We start from the raw sequence: 14,973 nt of genomic DNA, 5'->3' as shown, positions 1-14,973 counted from the left end.
TCATCGAGGTGTCGCATGCGTGGATTGTGGTTGTTGGCGCTGGTGTTGCTCGCGGGCTGTCAGCACGTGGCGGCTCCGCCGGTGGGCGCTGATATCCGCGATCTGCGCAGCGGCGAGGTACTTACGGCGCAGCAATTGCTGACGCGTCTGGCTGAGCCTGAGCGTTTGATCATCGGTGAGCAGCACGACAACGCCGATCACCATGCCGCACAGTTGTGGCTGTTGCAGTCGCTCGGCGAGCAGCGAGCGCAAGGCAGTCTGCTGCTGGAAATGCTCTCGCCGGTTCAACAAGCGAAAGTCGATGCGGCGCGCCAGCCGAAATCCGTTCCGGCAGATCTGCCCGCGGCATTGGCCTGGCAAGAGGGCTGGGACTGGAACCTTTACGGGCCGATCGTGCGCTTTGCCCTGTCGCAGCCGTATCCGCTGCTGGCGGCCAATCTCGATGACAGCGAAATCCGCGCGTTCTACCGCAATCCACCTGCTCTGAACGGTCCGCGCAGCAATTCGCTGTCGGTTAAAAAAACTTTGCTTGGGCAAATCAGTGAATCCCACTGCGGCTTGCTGCCCGAATCACAGATGCCAGCAATGCTGGCGATTCAGCAACAGCGTGATCGACGCATGGCCGAACGCATGCTGGCGGCGCCGATGCCTTCGATTCTGCTGGCCGGTGCCTGGCATGCGCGCAAGGATGTCGGCGTGCCGCTGCATCTGTCGGATCTCGGCGCTGGCAAGGCGCCGATCGTATTGATGCTGGCCGAGCAGGGCGCTGCGGTATCGGCGGCGATGGCCGATTACGTCTGGTACACGCCTGCCACGCCGAAGCCGGATTACTGCGAGCAGATGCGCCAGCAATTCGCTAAATGACTTTTCCACAGGCAAAAAAAGACCCGGTAAAAAACCGGGTCAAATAACCGTGATTAGCCTGATGAGGAGATAATCTGAGAGTCCGAACCAAGGGCTTTTCAGAATATCGACTGATCTCGCGACCAGTTGTGATAATCATAGCGATTCTCATTACCGCGTCAACCGCTGATTTTGCAAATCTGTAATTTTGTTTTGCGAGCGGTGGTGAGGCCCTGTGAATAAAGGGCTTTGCGCTAGATGCGCTGCGTCGTCAACTGCGTGATCCTGCGATTCAACTGGCCGATGCGTCGAGCCATGCCCTCAATCAGGCTATGGGCGATCTTCGGATTGCTGCGGGTCATGCTCAAAAATTGATCACCGGGAATCAACATCAACGTGCTCGGCTCGGACGTCACCACCGAAGCGTTGCGCGGCTCGCCGGTAAACAACGCCATGGCGCCGAAAATCTCGTCCTTGGCCACGTCACCGACCTTGTACCCGTCCACAAATGCCTCGGCGTGCCCGTCGATGATCACGAAGACATGATCCGCTGCATCGCCCTGTTGAATCAGCACGGCGCCCGCCTCAACGCGTTTGAAGCCGTTGGTGCTGCGGAACTCTCGGGGTTTCAGCTCGGCCACGGCATGGGCGAGCAGCGCCATTTGCCCGAGCAGATAGCTCAGCAACTGCTCCGATCGATCAGGATCGGCATACAGATGCTGCAAAACCTCAGCGCGCCCATAGGGCACCAGGCGCACAGCGCTGTCGCTGCAAATGCGGCAATCGCTCCATTGCTCGCCACGTTGCAGGCCGAGCAGATCACCTTCCTGCCAGTAGAACAGCGCACGGCCCGCGATGCAGCCATGTACCACGCCCTCGCTCAGCAGAAACAACTGATCGCTCGGCACCTGTGCAAACAGATCGTCCGTTGCCTCCAGCTCGATGACCGGCGCGCACGGCGACAAATCCTGCAACCACTGCCCGGGAAGACTCTGCAAGCGATTGATCAATGCGTCGGCGTGGGCCGATTGTTCCCCCAGTAAATACATGGCGTCAGCGCCTGTTCAGTTCTTGTGGCGCGCGGAAATGGCTTCGAGCTGTTTGTTCAAGGCGTCCTTGCGCTCGGCGGGGATATCGTTCCAGTGCACGTCCATCAACGCGCCCTCGATCGCATACAACAACACCTTCGATGCGCGAAACCCCCGAGTACGCACAGCCCGGTAGGCATCCACTGCACCGAGGCGACGCAAGTCCGAGGCGCTGTGGATGCCCACGGCATGCAGCCATTGCGCCGATGTCTTGCCAAGATTTTTCAGGTGTTGCAGTTCATCATTCATCAAGCCTCCTTGCGACGGCCGAATGGTGCGTGGGCGAGCTTCTCAGCAGTGTAGCCATCAGTAGGAAAAGCGTGGTTGTTTGGTCGGATTCGACGCAAACGCTTCTAAGAAAGGGGGTAAAGGACCTGCGAACGCAGAGGGAAGCGAGTTAGGCGGTTAACAATGTGAGAGCGAGCCTGCTCGCGAAGAGGGCGTATCAGACACAATCGATATCAGCTGACACTACGCCTTCGCGAGCAGGCTCGCTCCGACAGGGGAAAGGCGTGGCGTCAGGAAGATTTCCAGATTTCAGCGGGTGCGATAGCGCAACCGCGTGCCGAAATTCATCGACATCAGAATCTCGTCAGCACTCAGCTCCGGCGGAAAGTACGCCCCGGAAATCTGCGCATGGGCCAGGCTGGCGCCTTCGAGCGAAGCCTTGCGGAAGTCGATGCCGCGCAGGTCGGCGGAGCGGAAGTACGCATCGCGGAAATCCACGCCGTCGGCGTTCAGCTCGCGCAGGTCGAGACCACGGAAATCGCCGCCGACCATGTCGATCGGGCCATCCTGTGGACGTTCTTTGTTGAAGCCTGCAACGTCATCTTTGTGCAGCAGGGCGTAAAGCGGAGTGTCGAGCAGTTTAGGCTGGCTCATGTCAGATCACCTGTTGGTTTTATGACGCCAGTATAGTGCCACTATTTGCCGGCCGTGAAGCGAGCGAGGGCTTCACGGCCGAAATAGTTTTTTACAGACCCGGCAGGCGCTGACGGATCTGCGCGACCACGGTGTCCAGCGTGCCGGATTCATTGGTCTGCACGCGTTTGCTGCGCAGAATCTCCTCCGGGGTCAGCGCTTCGCGATTGGCCTGCTGCGCTTCGATCACTGCCAGGGTGGCGTCGGACGGATCCTTCTGGTCGGCCTGACGCATCGCCAGCCAGCTCTCGATTACCGCTTGCGGGGCGTTGCAGTCGAGGATCAGGAACGGCGTGCCGGTGGCTTCGGCAATCTTCGCCGCGTTGTCGCGCTGTTCACGCTTGAGGTAAGTCGCGTCGATGACCACCGGGAACCCGGCGTGCAGGATCACCTCGGCGATTTCATGCAGGCGCGCGTAGGTCGCGGTGCTGGCATCGGCGCTGTAAATGCCGGCCTGCACATCGTTGGCAACGGTCTGCTCACCAAACAGGCGCTTGCGCTCGACATCGGAACGCAGGCGAATCGCGCCCAGCGCTTCGACCAGGCGCATGGCCACATGGCTCTTGCCGACTGCGGAAACACCGTGGGTAATGGCCATGAAGCGCGAAGGAATGGTGCTGTAGCTTTCCGCCAGGTTGGCGTAGTTGCGGTACTGGCGCAGGGTGGTGGCGCGCTGCACCGCAGTCGCGTCGGCCGGCATGCTGAACAATGCCACCTTGGCCCGCACCAGCGCGCGGTAGGCTTTATAGAAGTTCAGCACTTCCAGGCCCTCATAGTCGCCGGTCAGTTCCAAGTACTGGCTGATGAGGCGACGCGCCAACGATTTCAGGCCACGGTCTTCCAGGTCCATGGCGAGGAAGCCGGTGTCGGCCCAGACGTCAGTGAAACGGAATGGCTCGTTGAACTCGATGCAGTCGAAGATCACCACATTGCCGTCGATGACCGTGGCGTTGCCCAAATGGATGTCGCCGTGGCATTCACGGGTGAAACCTTGCGCCTTGCGCTGGGCGAACAGGGGCTTGAGGCGCTCGAAGCTGCTTTCGGCCCAGGCTTTCAGGGCCTCAAGTTGCAGCAAATCGTTTTTGTCGCTGAGGAACGGCAGGATCTGCTCGAAGTTTTGCGCGACCGGCGCCATCACGCTGTCCGGCGTGCCGGCGTCGTGTTCGGCCGGGACTTTCGGGGCGTTGAGATGGAAATGGGCGATCTGTTCGGCCAACGCATCGATGTGCTGAGTGGTCAGTTCGCCATTGGCTTGCAGGGTGCTGAGCAAGCCGCTCTGGGGGAACTGGCGCATTTTCAGCACGTATTCGATAGCCGGGCCGTCGCCGCCCAATTGCGGTGCCTCGACGCTGCCGGTGATTGGCAACACGTCCAGATACAAATCAGCGGTCAGACGCTGGTTCAGACGCAGCTCTTCAGCGCAGAAATGCGCACGGGCGTCGAGGCTGGTGAAGTCGAGGAAGCCGAAATTCACCGGCTTCTTCACTTTATAGGCAAAGGGGCCGGTGAGAATCACCCACGAAATGTGGGTTTCGATGACCTGAAACCCTTCGACGGGATGCGGGTAGAGGGCCGGGTTTTGCAGGGCAGCGATCAGGGACTGGCTCACGGGCGATCCTTCAGAGGCGGGGGAATTCGAGGCGGCCATTATGGCTGCTTGCCCGCCTGACGCAAACCTCCGCGCGTGCCTGTTGAGGATCGATAAAGTGCGTATAATCCGCCGCCATGACTCGATCCCGATCCCCCCGTACCAAGAAAAAACCACCAGCCAAGGGCCTCAGCCCATGGTTGAGCTGGGCCATTAAACTCAGCCTGGTCGGCCTTGTAGTGCTGGCCGGCTTCGCCGTTTACCTCGATGCCGTGGTGCAGGAGAAGTTCTCCGGCAAGCGCTGGACCATCCCGGCCAAGGTATACGCGCGCCCGCTCGAGCTGTTCGTCGGACAGAAGCTCAGCAAGGACGATTTCCTCACCGAACTCGATGCCCTCGGCTATCGCCGCGAAGCCGTGAGCAATGGCCCCGGCGCCGCCGCCGTCAGCGGCAATACGGTTGACCTGAACACCCGTGGCTTCCAGTTCTATGAAGGCCTGGAAAAGCCGCAGCCGGTGCGCGTGCGCTTCTCCGGCGATTACGTTGCCGAGCTGTCCGCGACCAACGGTTCGAAACTGTCGGTGGTGCGCCTCGAGCCGCTGATGATCGGCGGCATTTACCCGAAAAATCTTGAAGACCGCATCCTGATCAAACTCGATCAGGTGCCGCCGTACCTGCTCGAAACCTTGATCGCTGTGGAAGACCGCGACTTCTACAGTCACTGGGGTGTGTCGCCGAAATCGATCGCCCGCGCCGTGTGGATCAACACCTCCGGCGGCAAGATGACCCAGGGCGGCAGTACGCTGACCCAGCAGTTGGTGAAGAACTTCTACCTGACCAGCGAACGCAGCCTGACCCGCAAGCTCACCGAAGCGATGATGGCGTTGCTGCTCGAACTGCATTACGACAAGAAGGAAATCCTTGAGGCCTACCTCAACGAAGTCTTTGTCGGCCAGGACGGTCAGCGTGCGGTGCACGGTTTCGGTCTGGCCAGCCAGTTCTTCTTCGGCCAGCCATTGTCCGAGCTGAAACTGCATCAAGTGGCGTTGCTGGTCGGCATGGTCAAGGGGCCGTCCTACTACAACCCGCGTCGTAACCCGGAGCGCGCGCTGGAGCGGCGTGATCTGGTCCTCGACGTGCTGGCGCAGCAAGGCGTGGCAACCGCCGAGCAGGTCGAAGCGGCGAAGAAAATGCCGCTCGGCGTGACGACTCGCGGCAAGCTCGCCGACAGCTCGTTCCCGGGCTTTATCGATCTGGTCAAACGTCAGTTGCGCGAAGACTACCGCGACGAAGACTTGACCGAAGAAGGCCTGCGCATCTTCACCAGTTTCGACCCGATTCTGCAGATGAAAGCCGAAGCCTCGGTCAACGACACGTTCAAGCGTCTGGCTGGGCGCAAGGGCTCGGATGACGTCGAAGCGGCGATGGTCGTGACCAACCCGGAAACCGGTGAAGTCCAGGCGATGATCGGCAGCCGTCAGGCCAGCTATGCCGGCTTCAACCGCGCGCTGGATGCGGTGCGCCCGATCGGCTCGCTGATCAAACCGGCGGTGTATCTGACCGCGCTCGAGAAGCCGAGCCAGTACACGCTGACCAGTTGGCTGTCGGACGATCCGCTGTCGGTCAAGGGCGCCAACGGTCAGGTGTGGAAGCCGCAGAACTACGATCGCCGCTCCCACGGTACGGTGTTCCTCTATCAGGGCCTGGCGCATTCCTACAACCTGTCGACCTCGCGTCTGGGCCTGGAAGTCGGTGTGCCTAACGTGCTCAAGACCGTGGGTCGCCTGGGCGTCACTCGTGAGTTCCCGGCGTTCCCGTCGATGCTGCTCGGTGCCGGCGGCATGACGCCGATCGAAGTGGCGACCATGTATCAGACGCTGGCCAACGGTGGTTTCAATACGCCGATGCGCGGCATCCGCAGCGTGTTGACCGCCGAGGGCGAGCCGCTCAAGCGCTATCCGTTCCAGATCGAACAGCGCTTCGACCCTGCCTCGATTTACCTGATCCAGAACGCGATGCAGCGGGTGATGCGTGAAGGTACCGGCAGTTCGGTTTATAACGTGCTGCCCAAGACCCTGACACTGGCGGGCAAGACCGGTACCAGTAACGATTCGCGCGACAGCTGGTTCGCCGGTTTCAGTCAGGATCTGCTGGCAGTGGTCTGGCTCGGCCGCGATGACAACGGCAAGACGCCGTTCACCGGGGCCACCGGTGCGCTGCAGGTCTGGACCAGTTTCATGCGCAAGGCCGATCCGCTGCCGCTGGACATGCCGCAGCCGGACAACGTCGTGCAGGCCTGGGTCGATTCGCGCACCGGCCAGGGTTCGGATGCCAACTGCCCCGGCGCGGTACAGATGCCGTATATTCGCGGCAGCGAACCGCCACCCGGCGCCGCGTGTGCAAGCGAAACACCTGCCTCGCCGGAGTCGGTGATGGACTGGGTCAAGGGCTGGATGAATTAAGCAAAGAGGGTTTCAAGTGAACAAGTGGTTGATTCCAGCGGTGACCGCCGTGGCTTTGCTCAGCGGCTGCTCCACCGTACAGCGTGGTTCGATTCCTGTGGTGGATTCGGGCACCGCCGTGTCCAACAGCGAGCGCATCGGCGCCAATGGCGGTTTCCGCCAGACCACGGTCAAGCGCCCGGTGCAGGGCCAGACTCAGGCGATTCCGCAAGGCGATACCGGCGTAGTGGTGATGGTGCCGGGTGGTGGTGCGGCGGTGTCGACACCGATCAGCTCTTCGCCGATCGTCCCGGGGCCGGCATCCGGAGGCATCACGTCGGGGCCTTACAACCCGTCGGCGGTTGAGTCGGCGCCGATCAACTCCGGCAGCTACAGCATGCCGTCGACGCCAAGTGGCATTCCTTCGGCCAGCAGTGGCGGTGGCCTGTCGGCGGATGAGCAACTGGACGGCCCGGTACTCGCCTTGCTGACCACCGCGCAACAGCAACAGGCCGGTGGCGACCTCAATGGTGCTTCTTCCAGCCTGGAGCGGGCGCAACGTGTCGCCCCCCGTGAGCCACAAGTGCTGTACCGTTTGGCGCAAGTACGTATGGCCCAGGGCGATGCGCCGCAAGCCGAGCAATTTGCCCGTCGTGCGCTGACCATGGCCAACGGTCGTCCGGATCTGCAAGCCAGCCTGTGGGAAATCATCGCTCAGTCTCGTGAGAAACAAGGCGATTCCGCCGGCGCCGCACTGGCCCGTCAGAAGGCCAAGGTTTCCCTGTGATGGATGTGCGCTTCCCGAAAATCGCCGATCAGCTGTTGCTGATCGAACGAGAGCTGCGCACCCAGGGCTGGTGGGATGAGGTTGAGCCGTCCGCCGAAGCGCTGAGCAGTGTCGAGCCGTTTTCCGTCGACACGCTGGACTTCGAGCAATGGCTGCAATGGATCTTCCTGCCGCGCATGAAGATGATCCTCGAACAGGATCTGCCGCTGCCGAACGCCTCGGGCATTCAGGAAATGGCGGAAATGGTCTTTGCCCAGCGCAACCTTGGCGGAAAGGATCGGCAGTTGCAGGTGCTGCTCAAAGAGTTTGACCTGCTGATCACTGCGTCCCGCTGAACTAAACTGGGAACTGCCAGGCCTACTGGCAGTTCTCGGCAATCTGCTTCTTCGCTTCGACGATGCGTTCCTGACGCTGTGTATCGTCGAGCCTGCGCACATCCCCCTCGACCTCCTCACGCAAACGCGGATTGTTCTGCAGTTGCGCCAGGTTCGTGCGTGCCTGTTCGCAAAATGCCTTGAGCTGCGCCTGATGCTCGGCGACCTGTTTCTTCACCTTGGCATCAATGGCTTTCTGATCGCCAAGTACGCCGCCGCCCGGCATCGGCGCAGCTTTCGGTGCGGGTGAGGAGGGCGTCTGTACGGTCGTCGACGGTTGGCCCTGCGGCGGCTGTGCATCGAAATGCGTGACGCCTTGGGCATCGACCCATTTGTAGATTTGAGCGGCCGAGCACCATGGGCTGAGACCGATCAGCAGAGTGAGGAGGAGCGTTCGCATGCTGATTCCTTGGCAAAAATGCGCAATTGACGCTAACAGAGTAGCGCTTTTCAGGTTTTTTCTTGCGTTCTCATGTGCTTACCCACAATTAACCACACAGACGACTTGACTTGCAGAGGGCGAAACAGAAGAATCCAAAGTCCGCTGTAGAGGGACTGCCAGAAGCAGACCCACTCGGTAGATCATGAGGCGCACATCCGCGCCGACCTGTTACACCCGCAACGCGTTACCTCGCGCTGGGTGGGAAAGGCCCGCAACACTTGGGACGATCCCAATACTTGCTCAGTCAGTGCTGACGTAGTCGGCGACCACCGTCGCTCATGCTCTGCCGAGAAGTAAACCTATTAAGACCCGCCCCTTTTTTGTGGACGGTATTCTGGCGTTTTAGAGGTGAACAACGTGGAGCTTTTATCTGGCGGTGAGATGCTCGTCCGCTTTTTGCGTGACGAAGGCGTCAAATATATCTACGGGTACCCGGGTGGTGCTCTCCTGCATGTTTACGATGCCCTGTTCAAAGAACCGGAAGTGACCCACATCCTGGTTCGTCACGAACAAGCGGCGACCCATATGGCTGACGGCTACGCCCGTGCCACCGGTAAAGCCGGCGTGGTATTGGTGACTTCCGGTCCAGGCGCCACAAACGCCATTACCGGTATCGCCACCGCCTACATGGACTCGATTCCGATGGTGATCATTTCCGGTCAGGTGCCAAGCACCATGGTCGGCACCGACGCGTTCCAGGAAACCGACATGATCGGTATCTCCCGGCCGATCGTGAAGCACAGCTTCATGATCAAGCACGCTTCGGAAATCCCGGAAGTCATGAAGAAGGCCTTCTACCTGGCGCAATCCGGTCGTCCGGGCCCGGTCGTGGTCGACATCCCGAAAGACATGACCAACCCGGCCGAAAAGTTCGAATACGTTTTTCCGAAAAAGGCCAAGCTGCGCTCCTACAGCCCGGCCGTTCGCGGTCACTCCGGGCAGATCCGCAAAGCAGCAGAAATGTTGTTGGCGGCCAAGCGCCCGGTGCTGTACTCCGGCGGCGGCGTGATTCTCGGCAATGGCTCCGCGCAACTGACCGAACTGGCGAAAATGCTCAACCTGCCGGTGACCAACACGTTGATGGGTCTGGGCGCTTTCCCAGGCACTGACCGTCAGTTCATCGGCATGCTCGGCATGCACGGCAGCTATACCGCGAACCTGGCGATGCACCATGCCGATGTGATCCTCGCCGTCGGCGCGCGCTTCGACGATCGGGTGATCAACGGCCCGGCGAAATTCTGCCCGAACGCCAAGATCATCCACATCGACATCGACCCGGCGTCGATTTCCAAGACCATCAAGGCCGACGTGCCAATCGTGGGTCCGGTCGAGAGCGTCCTGACCGAAATGGTCGCGATTCTCAAGGAAATCGGCGAGACCCCGAACAAGGAGTCCGTAGCCAGCTGGTGGAAGCAGGTCGATGAATGGCGCGGTGATCGCGGCCTGTTCCCTTATGAAAAGGGCGACGGCAGCAAGATCAAGCCGCAGACCGTGATCGAAACCCTCTGCGAAGTGACCAAGGGCGACGCCTTTGTGACCTCCGACGTTGGTCAGCACCAGATGTTTGCCGCGCAGTACTACACGTTCAACAAGCCGAACCGCTGGATCAACTCCGGTGGTCTGGGCACGATGGGCTTCGGTCTGCCAGCAGCGATGGGCATCAAACTGAGCTTCCCGGACGATGACGTTGCCTGCGTCACCGGCGAAGGCAGTATCCAGATGAACATCCAGGAGCTGTCGACCTGCCTGCAATACGGCTTGCCGGTGAAGATCGTCATCCTCAACAACGGTGTGCTGGGCATGGTTCGCCAGTGGCAGGACATGAGCTACGGCAGCCGTCACTCGCACTCCTACATGGAATCGCTGCCCGACTTCATCAAGCTGGCTGAAGCCTACGGCCACGTTGGCGTACGCATCACCGAATCGAAAGACTTGAAGTCGAAGATGGCCGAAGCGTTTGCCATGAAGGATCGCCTGGTGATCATCGATGTTGCGGTCGACACCAGCGAGCACGTCTACCCGATGCAGATCAAAGACGGCTCCATGCGCGATATGTGGCTGAGCAAGACGGAGCGTACTTAATCATGCGGCACATTATTTCCCTGCTTCTGGAAAACGAACCCGGCGCTCTGTCTCGCGTAGTCGGCCTGTTCTCGCAGCGCAACTACAACATCGAAAGCCTGACCGTGGCCCCGACCGAAGACCCGACCCTGTCGCGTCTGACGCTGACCACCGTGGGCCACGATGAAGTGATCGAGCAGATCACCAAAAACCTGAACAAGCTGATCGAAGTGGTCAAGCTGGTGGACCTGTCGGAAAGCGCTCACATCGAGCGTGAACTGATGCTGGTCAAGGTCAAGGCCACTGGCGCCCAGCGCGCCGAGATCAAACGCACCACCGATATCTACCGTGGGCAGATCGTCGACGTCAGCGCCAGCGTGTATACCGTTCAATTGACCGGTACCAGCGACAAGCTCGACAGCTTCATTCAGTCCATCGGCACCGCATCGATTCTGGAAACCGTCCGTAGCGGCGTGACCGGCATTGCTCGCGGCGACAAAGTACTCAGCATCTAAACCAAATTAGCGCATGGCCTGAACGGCCGGATATAAGGGGAAATTCATGAAAGTTTTCTACGATAAAGACTGCGACCTGTCGATCATCCAGGGCAAGAAAGTTGCCATCATCGGTTACGGCTCCCAGGGCCACGCTCAGGCGTGCAACCTGAAAGACTCCGGTGTCGACGTTACCGTCGGTCTGCGTAAAGGTTCGGCCACCGTTGCCAAAGCCGAAGCTCACGGCCTGAAAGTGACCGACGTTGCTTCCGCTGTTGCCGCTGCCGACCTGGTCATGATCCTGACCCCGGACGAGTTCCAGTCCTCGCTGTACAAGAACGAAATCGAGCCGAACATCAAGAAAGGCGCCACTCTGGCCTTCTCCCACGGCTTCGCGATTCACTACAACCAGGTTGTTCCGCGTGCCGACCTCGACGTAATCATGATCGCGCCGAAAGCCCCGGGCCACACCGTGCGTTCCGAGTTCGTCAAAGGCGGCGGTATCCCTGACCTGATCGCGATCTACCAGGACGCCTCGGGCAACGCCAAGAACGTTGCACTGTCCTATGCCGCTGGCGTTGGTGGCGGTCGTACCGGCATCATCGAAACAACCTTCAAGGACGAGACCGAAACCGACCTGTTCGGCGAACAAGCCGTTCTGTGCGGCGGTACCGTTGAACTGGTGAAAGCCGGTTTCGAAACCCTGGTTGAAGCTGGCTACGCGCCGGAAATGGCCTACTTCGAGTGCCTGCACGAACTGAAGCTGATCGTTGACCTCATGTACGAAGGCGGTATCGCCAACATGAACTACTCGATCTCCAACAACGCCGAATACGGCGAGTACGTGACTGGCCCGGAAGTGATCAACGCCGAATCCCGTCAGGCCATGCGCAACGCCCTGAAACGTATTCAGGACGGCGAATACGCCAAAATGTTCATCAGCGAAGGCGCAACCGGCTACCCTTCGATGACCGCCAAGCGTCGTAACAACGCCGCTCACGGCATCGAAATCATCGGCGAGCAACTGCGCTCCATGATGCCGTGGATCGGTGCCAACAAGATCGTCGACAAAGCCAAGAACTGAGTCGTCGTTCCTTGTACGAAAAACGCGGCCTCGGCCGCGTTTTTTCGTTTGGGCCGGTGCTTCTGGTATAAAGCTGCATCGTTTGTGGCCGAACTGTCGTCCTCAAGCCTCTGTCGAATTTTTTCCAAACCGTTGCAAGGTAATGTCCATGAGCGAACGTCCCGAAGAGCCGAACAAGGCTTCCGACGCCGAAAGCCTGCTGCCCATCGATGAACACATCGAAGAAGGGCACGACGCAGAAGGTCGTAAAGTCCGGCATCGTGGTATCTATCTGCTGCCGAACCTGTTCACCACTGCCAACCTGTTCGCAGGCTTCTATTCCATCATCAACTCGATGAGCGCCCAGGCCGCGTTGAGCGCCGGCGACTCGGTGAATGCGAGCAAGTACTTCGCTTTCGCTGCGATCGCGATTTTCGTCGCGATGGTGCTCGACGGCCTCGATGGTCGCGTGGCGCGCATGACCAATACGCAAAGTGCCTTCGGCGCCGAGTACGACTCGCTGTCGGACATGGTCGCCTTCGGCGTCGCGCCGGCATTGCTGGCCTTCGGCTGGGCGCTGGGAGACATGGGCAAGGTCGGCTGGATGGTCGCCTTCATATATGTAGCGGGTGCGGCGTTGCGTCTGGCGCGTTTCAACACCCAGGTCGGCACGGCGGACAAACGCTACTTCATCGGTCTGGCCAGCCCGGCGGCGGCAGGTGTGGTGGCCGGTATTGTCTGGGCGTTCAGCGATTACGGCATCCAGGGTTCGAAGATGTCGTTCCTGGTGGCCTTGATGGTGGCGGCGGCCGGCATGCTGATGGTCAGCAACATCAAGTACAACAGCTTCAAGGAGCTGGATCTCAAAGGTCGCGTGCCGTTCGTGGCGATCCTCGCGGTGGTGCTGGTATTCGCTGTCGTGTTCAGTGATCCGCCGCGCATTCTGCTGCTGGTGTTCCTCGCCTATGCGGCGTCCGGTCCGGTGCAATATCTGTTGCGTCTTCGTCGTCACAAAAACGCCGAGTGATGTAATTTCCCGCATACTCCGCAGTCTATGGGTGCACCTGTCCTCCAAAGCTGCGGAGTTGTCATGTTGATCAAGATCCCCAAAGCATCCGACTGCCATGAGTCGGATGTCACGCCTGAAGCCATTTATCTCTCCCGTCGCCAATTGCTCGGCGCCACTGCTGCCGGTATTGCCGTGAGCAGCCTGCCGCGCTGGGCCAGCGCAGCTGATGCCCCGCGTTACTCTGAAGTCGAATCCGGCAAGGCTCCGGCCTGGTTTGCCGAAAAGCTTCCTTCTACTCAATGGGGGGCGGTCAACGTCAAGGACGAGGCGATCACGCCTTATAAAGACGCGACGAACTACAACAACTTTTATGAGTTCGGTACCGGCAAGGGAGATCCCGCGAGGAACGCTGGCGACCTGAAAACCGAACCCTGGAGCGTGGTGATTGACGGGGAGGTGGGTAAGCCGGGGCGTTATGCGCTGGAAGACTTCATGAAACCGTATCAGTTGGAGGAGCGTATTTATCGTCTGCGCTGCGTCGAGGCGTGGTCGATGGTCATTCCCTGGATCGGCTTTCCCATCTCGGCCTTGCTCAAACAGGTCGAACCGACTTCCAAAGCCAAATACATCCGCTTCGAAACCTTGCAGGATCCCAAGAGCATGCCCGGCCAGCGTTCCGGTTTTGCCTTGATCGACTGGCCGTATGTCGAAGGCTTGCGTCTCGATGAGGCGATGAGTCCTTTGGCGATCCTGGCGGTGGGCATGTATGGCCGCGAACTGCCGAACCAGAACGGCGCGCCTCTGCGTCTGGTGGTGCCGTGGAAGTACGGCTTTAAAAGCGTGAAGTCCATTGTGCGCATCAGTCTGGTCAGTGAGCAGCCGAAGACCACCTGGCAAAGCATTGCTGCCGATGAATATGGCTTCTACGCGAATGTGAATCCTACCGTCGACCATCCACGCTGGACCCAGGCGCGCGAGCGGCGCCTGCCGAACAGTCTGTTCAAACCGAATGTGCGCGATACGCAGATGTTCAACGGCTACTCCGATGAAGTCGCTTCTTTATATACAGGGCTCGATCTGCGGAAGAACTACTGATGCGTTATCCGTTCTGGCGAGTGGGCGTTTTCATTGCTGCGGCGGTCTGGCCATTGCTGTGGTTCTATCAAGCGTTCGCCGATCTGCTCGGGCCTGATCCGGGCAAGGTGCTGGTTGATCGTCTCGGGCTTGGCACGCTGGTGTTGCTGTTGATTACGCTGAGCATGACGCCGTTGCAAAAGCTGAGTGGCTGGGCGGGGTGGATTGCAGTGCGCCGGCAGTTAGGGCTTTGGTGTTTTGCTTATGTGACGCTGCATCTGTTCAGCTATATGGCGTTTATCCTCGGGTTCGATTGGTCACAGTTGGGCGTTGAGCTACGCAAGCGTCCTTACATTATTGTCGGTGCGCTGGGCTTTCTCGGATTGCTGATACTGGCGGTGACGTCCAATCGTTATAGTCAGCGTCGTTTGGGAGCTCGCTGGAAGAAGCTGCATCGCCTGGTTTACCTGATTCTCGGACTGGGTTTGCTGCATATGCTGTGGATCGTGCGGGCCGATCTGGAAGAGTGGACCATTTATGCCTTTATAGGTGGCGTGCTTTTGCTGCTTCGTCTGCCGCCGGTGATGAAGCGAATCCCGCGTTTACTGGGTAAAAAGCAAAATCTGCAAGAAAAGCGAAGTTAACGGTTGACGGCAGATTCCAGAGGTCTATAATTCGCCCCACTTCCGGCGCAGTCGAAACGGAAAACTCCTTGAGATTCAAAGAGTTAAGCAGTTTTCGACAGCGGCTTGCTTCAGATCATCGAAGCCTGGAAGGAGTTGAAGGAG

Annotated in this window: 15 protein-coding genes; 10 read left to right on the top strand and 5 right to left on the bottom strand. The window is 59.5% G+C overall.

Annotated features, from left to right (window positions below; all coding sequences use genetic code 11):
- Positions 1-15: 15 nt before the first annotated feature.
- Complete coding sequence (locus tag ACYSTU_RS20735; RefSeq protein ID WP_264365773.1) at positions 16-864, top strand: ChaN family lipoprotein; 849 nt, start codon at positions 16-18, stop codon at positions 862-864.
- A gap of 233 nt (positions 865-1,097) precedes the next feature.
- Here the strand turns inward: ACYSTU_RS20735 and ACYSTU_RS20730 are convergent, their stop codons facing one another.
- The 4 genes from ACYSTU_RS20730 to ACYSTU_RS20715 form a co-directional block, all read right to left on the bottom strand.
- Positions 1,098-1,892 carry a Crp/Fnr family transcriptional regulator gene (locus ACYSTU_RS20730; RefSeq protein ID WP_264365772.1) on the bottom strand — a complete coding sequence of 265 codons (795 nt, stop codon included), beginning with the start codon at positions 1,890-1,892 and terminating at the stop codon, positions 1,098-1,100.
- Positions 1,893-1,907: 15 nt separating this feature from the next.
- Complete coding sequence (locus ACYSTU_RS20725; RefSeq protein ID WP_016773175.1) at positions 1,908-2,180, bottom strand: TfoX/Sxy family protein; 273 nt, start codon at positions 2,178-2,180, stop codon at positions 1,908-1,910.
- Between the two features lie 288 nt (positions 2,181-2,468).
- Complete coding sequence (locus ACYSTU_RS20720) at positions 2,469-2,813, bottom strand: pentapeptide repeat-containing protein (protein WP_039761605.1); 345 nt, start codon at positions 2,811-2,813, stop codon at positions 2,469-2,471.
- Between the two features lie 91 nt (positions 2,814-2,904).
- On the bottom strand, positions 2,905-4,461 hold the full coding sequence (locus ACYSTU_RS20715; RefSeq protein ID WP_122881691.1) for a bifunctional aminoglycoside phosphotransferase/ATP-binding protein: 1,557 nt from the start codon (positions 4,459-4,461) through the stop codon (positions 2,905-2,907).
- A gap of 116 nt (positions 4,462-4,577) precedes the next feature.
- On the opposite strand from ACYSTU_RS20715, the gene mrcB reads away from it, so the two are divergent.
- From mrcB to ACYSTU_RS20700, 3 genes are read left to right on the top strand one after another with little or no spacing between them, the layout of a single operon-like run.
- Positions 4,578-6,902 (top strand): penicillin-binding protein 1B, encoded by a 2,325-nt coding sequence (mrcB, locus tag ACYSTU_RS20710; RefSeq protein WP_499001333.1) that lies wholly within the window; start codon positions 4,578-4,580, stop codon positions 6,900-6,902.
- A 16-nt stretch (positions 6,903-6,918) separates the two neighbouring features.
- The gene (locus ACYSTU_RS20705; RefSeq protein ID WP_016773179.1) at positions 6,919-7,668 is read left to right on the top strand and encodes a tetratricopeptide repeat protein; all 750 of its coding nucleotides are present in this window, start codon (positions 6,919-6,921) and stop codon (positions 7,666-7,668) included.
- Positions 7,668-8,003 carry a YqcC family protein gene (locus ACYSTU_RS20700; protein ID WP_016773180.1) on the top strand — a complete coding sequence of 112 codons (336 nt, stop codon included), beginning with the start codon at positions 7,668-7,670 and terminating at the stop codon, positions 8,001-8,003. The genes ACYSTU_RS20705 and ACYSTU_RS20700 overlap by 1 nt, the downstream gene beginning before the upstream one ends.
- A gap of 22 nt (positions 8,004-8,025) precedes the next feature.
- On the opposite strand, the gene ACYSTU_RS20695 is transcribed toward ACYSTU_RS20700, so the two are convergent.
- A complete protein-coding gene (locus tag ACYSTU_RS20695) occupies positions 8,026-8,442 on the bottom strand; it encodes a DUF4124 domain-containing protein (protein ID WP_264365770.1) in 417 nt (138 codons plus the stop codon).
- A gap of 399 nt (positions 8,443-8,841) precedes the next feature.
- Here ACYSTU_RS20695 and ACYSTU_RS20690 point away from each other — a divergent pair, with 399 nt between their 5' ends.
- The 6 genes from ACYSTU_RS20690 to msrQ all read left to right on the top strand — a co-directional run bounded on the left by ACYSTU_RS20690 (position 8,842) and on the right by msrQ (position 14,829).
- Positions 8,842-10,566: an acetolactate synthase 3 large subunit gene (locus ACYSTU_RS20690; protein ID WP_039761986.1), complete on the top strand. Its 1,725-nt coding sequence runs from the start codon at positions 8,842-8,844 to the stop codon at positions 10,564-10,566.
- 2 nt (positions 10,567-10,568) lie between these two features.
- Positions 10,569-11,060, top strand: a complete 492-nt coding sequence (gene ilvN, locus ACYSTU_RS20685; RefSeq protein ID WP_003176102.1) for an acetolactate synthase small subunit — start codon at positions 10,569-10,571, stop codon at positions 11,058-11,060.
- A gap of 46 nt (positions 11,061-11,106) precedes the next feature.
- Positions 11,107-12,123 (top strand): ketol-acid reductoisomerase, encoded by a 1,017-nt coding sequence (gene ilvC, locus ACYSTU_RS20680; protein ID WP_003228216.1) that lies wholly within the window; start codon positions 11,107-11,109, stop codon positions 12,121-12,123.
- A gap of 148 nt (positions 12,124-12,271) precedes the next feature.
- A complete protein-coding gene (pssA, locus tag ACYSTU_RS20675) occupies positions 12,272-13,129 on the top strand; it encodes a CDP-diacylglycerol--serine O-phosphatidyltransferase (protein ID WP_016773182.1) in 858 nt (285 codons plus the stop codon).
- Between the two features lie 63 nt (positions 13,130-13,192).
- The gene (msrP, locus tag ACYSTU_RS20670; protein WP_136494025.1) at positions 13,193-14,206 is read left to right on the top strand and encodes a protein-methionine-sulfoxide reductase catalytic subunit MsrP; all 1,014 of its coding nucleotides are present in this window, start codon (positions 13,193-13,195) and stop codon (positions 14,204-14,206) included.
- Positions 14,206-14,829, top strand: a complete 624-nt coding sequence (msrQ, locus tag ACYSTU_RS20665; RefSeq protein WP_136494024.1) for a protein-methionine-sulfoxide reductase heme-binding subunit MsrQ — start codon at positions 14,206-14,208, stop codon at positions 14,827-14,829. The genes msrP and msrQ overlap by 1 nt, the downstream gene beginning before the upstream one ends.
- The last annotated feature ends 144 nt before the right edge of the window (positions 14,830-14,973 follow it).

The sequence above is a fragment of the Pseudomonas glycinis genome (assembly GCF_054871425.1).
This window is presented reverse-complemented; position numbering and strand designations above follow the sequence as displayed.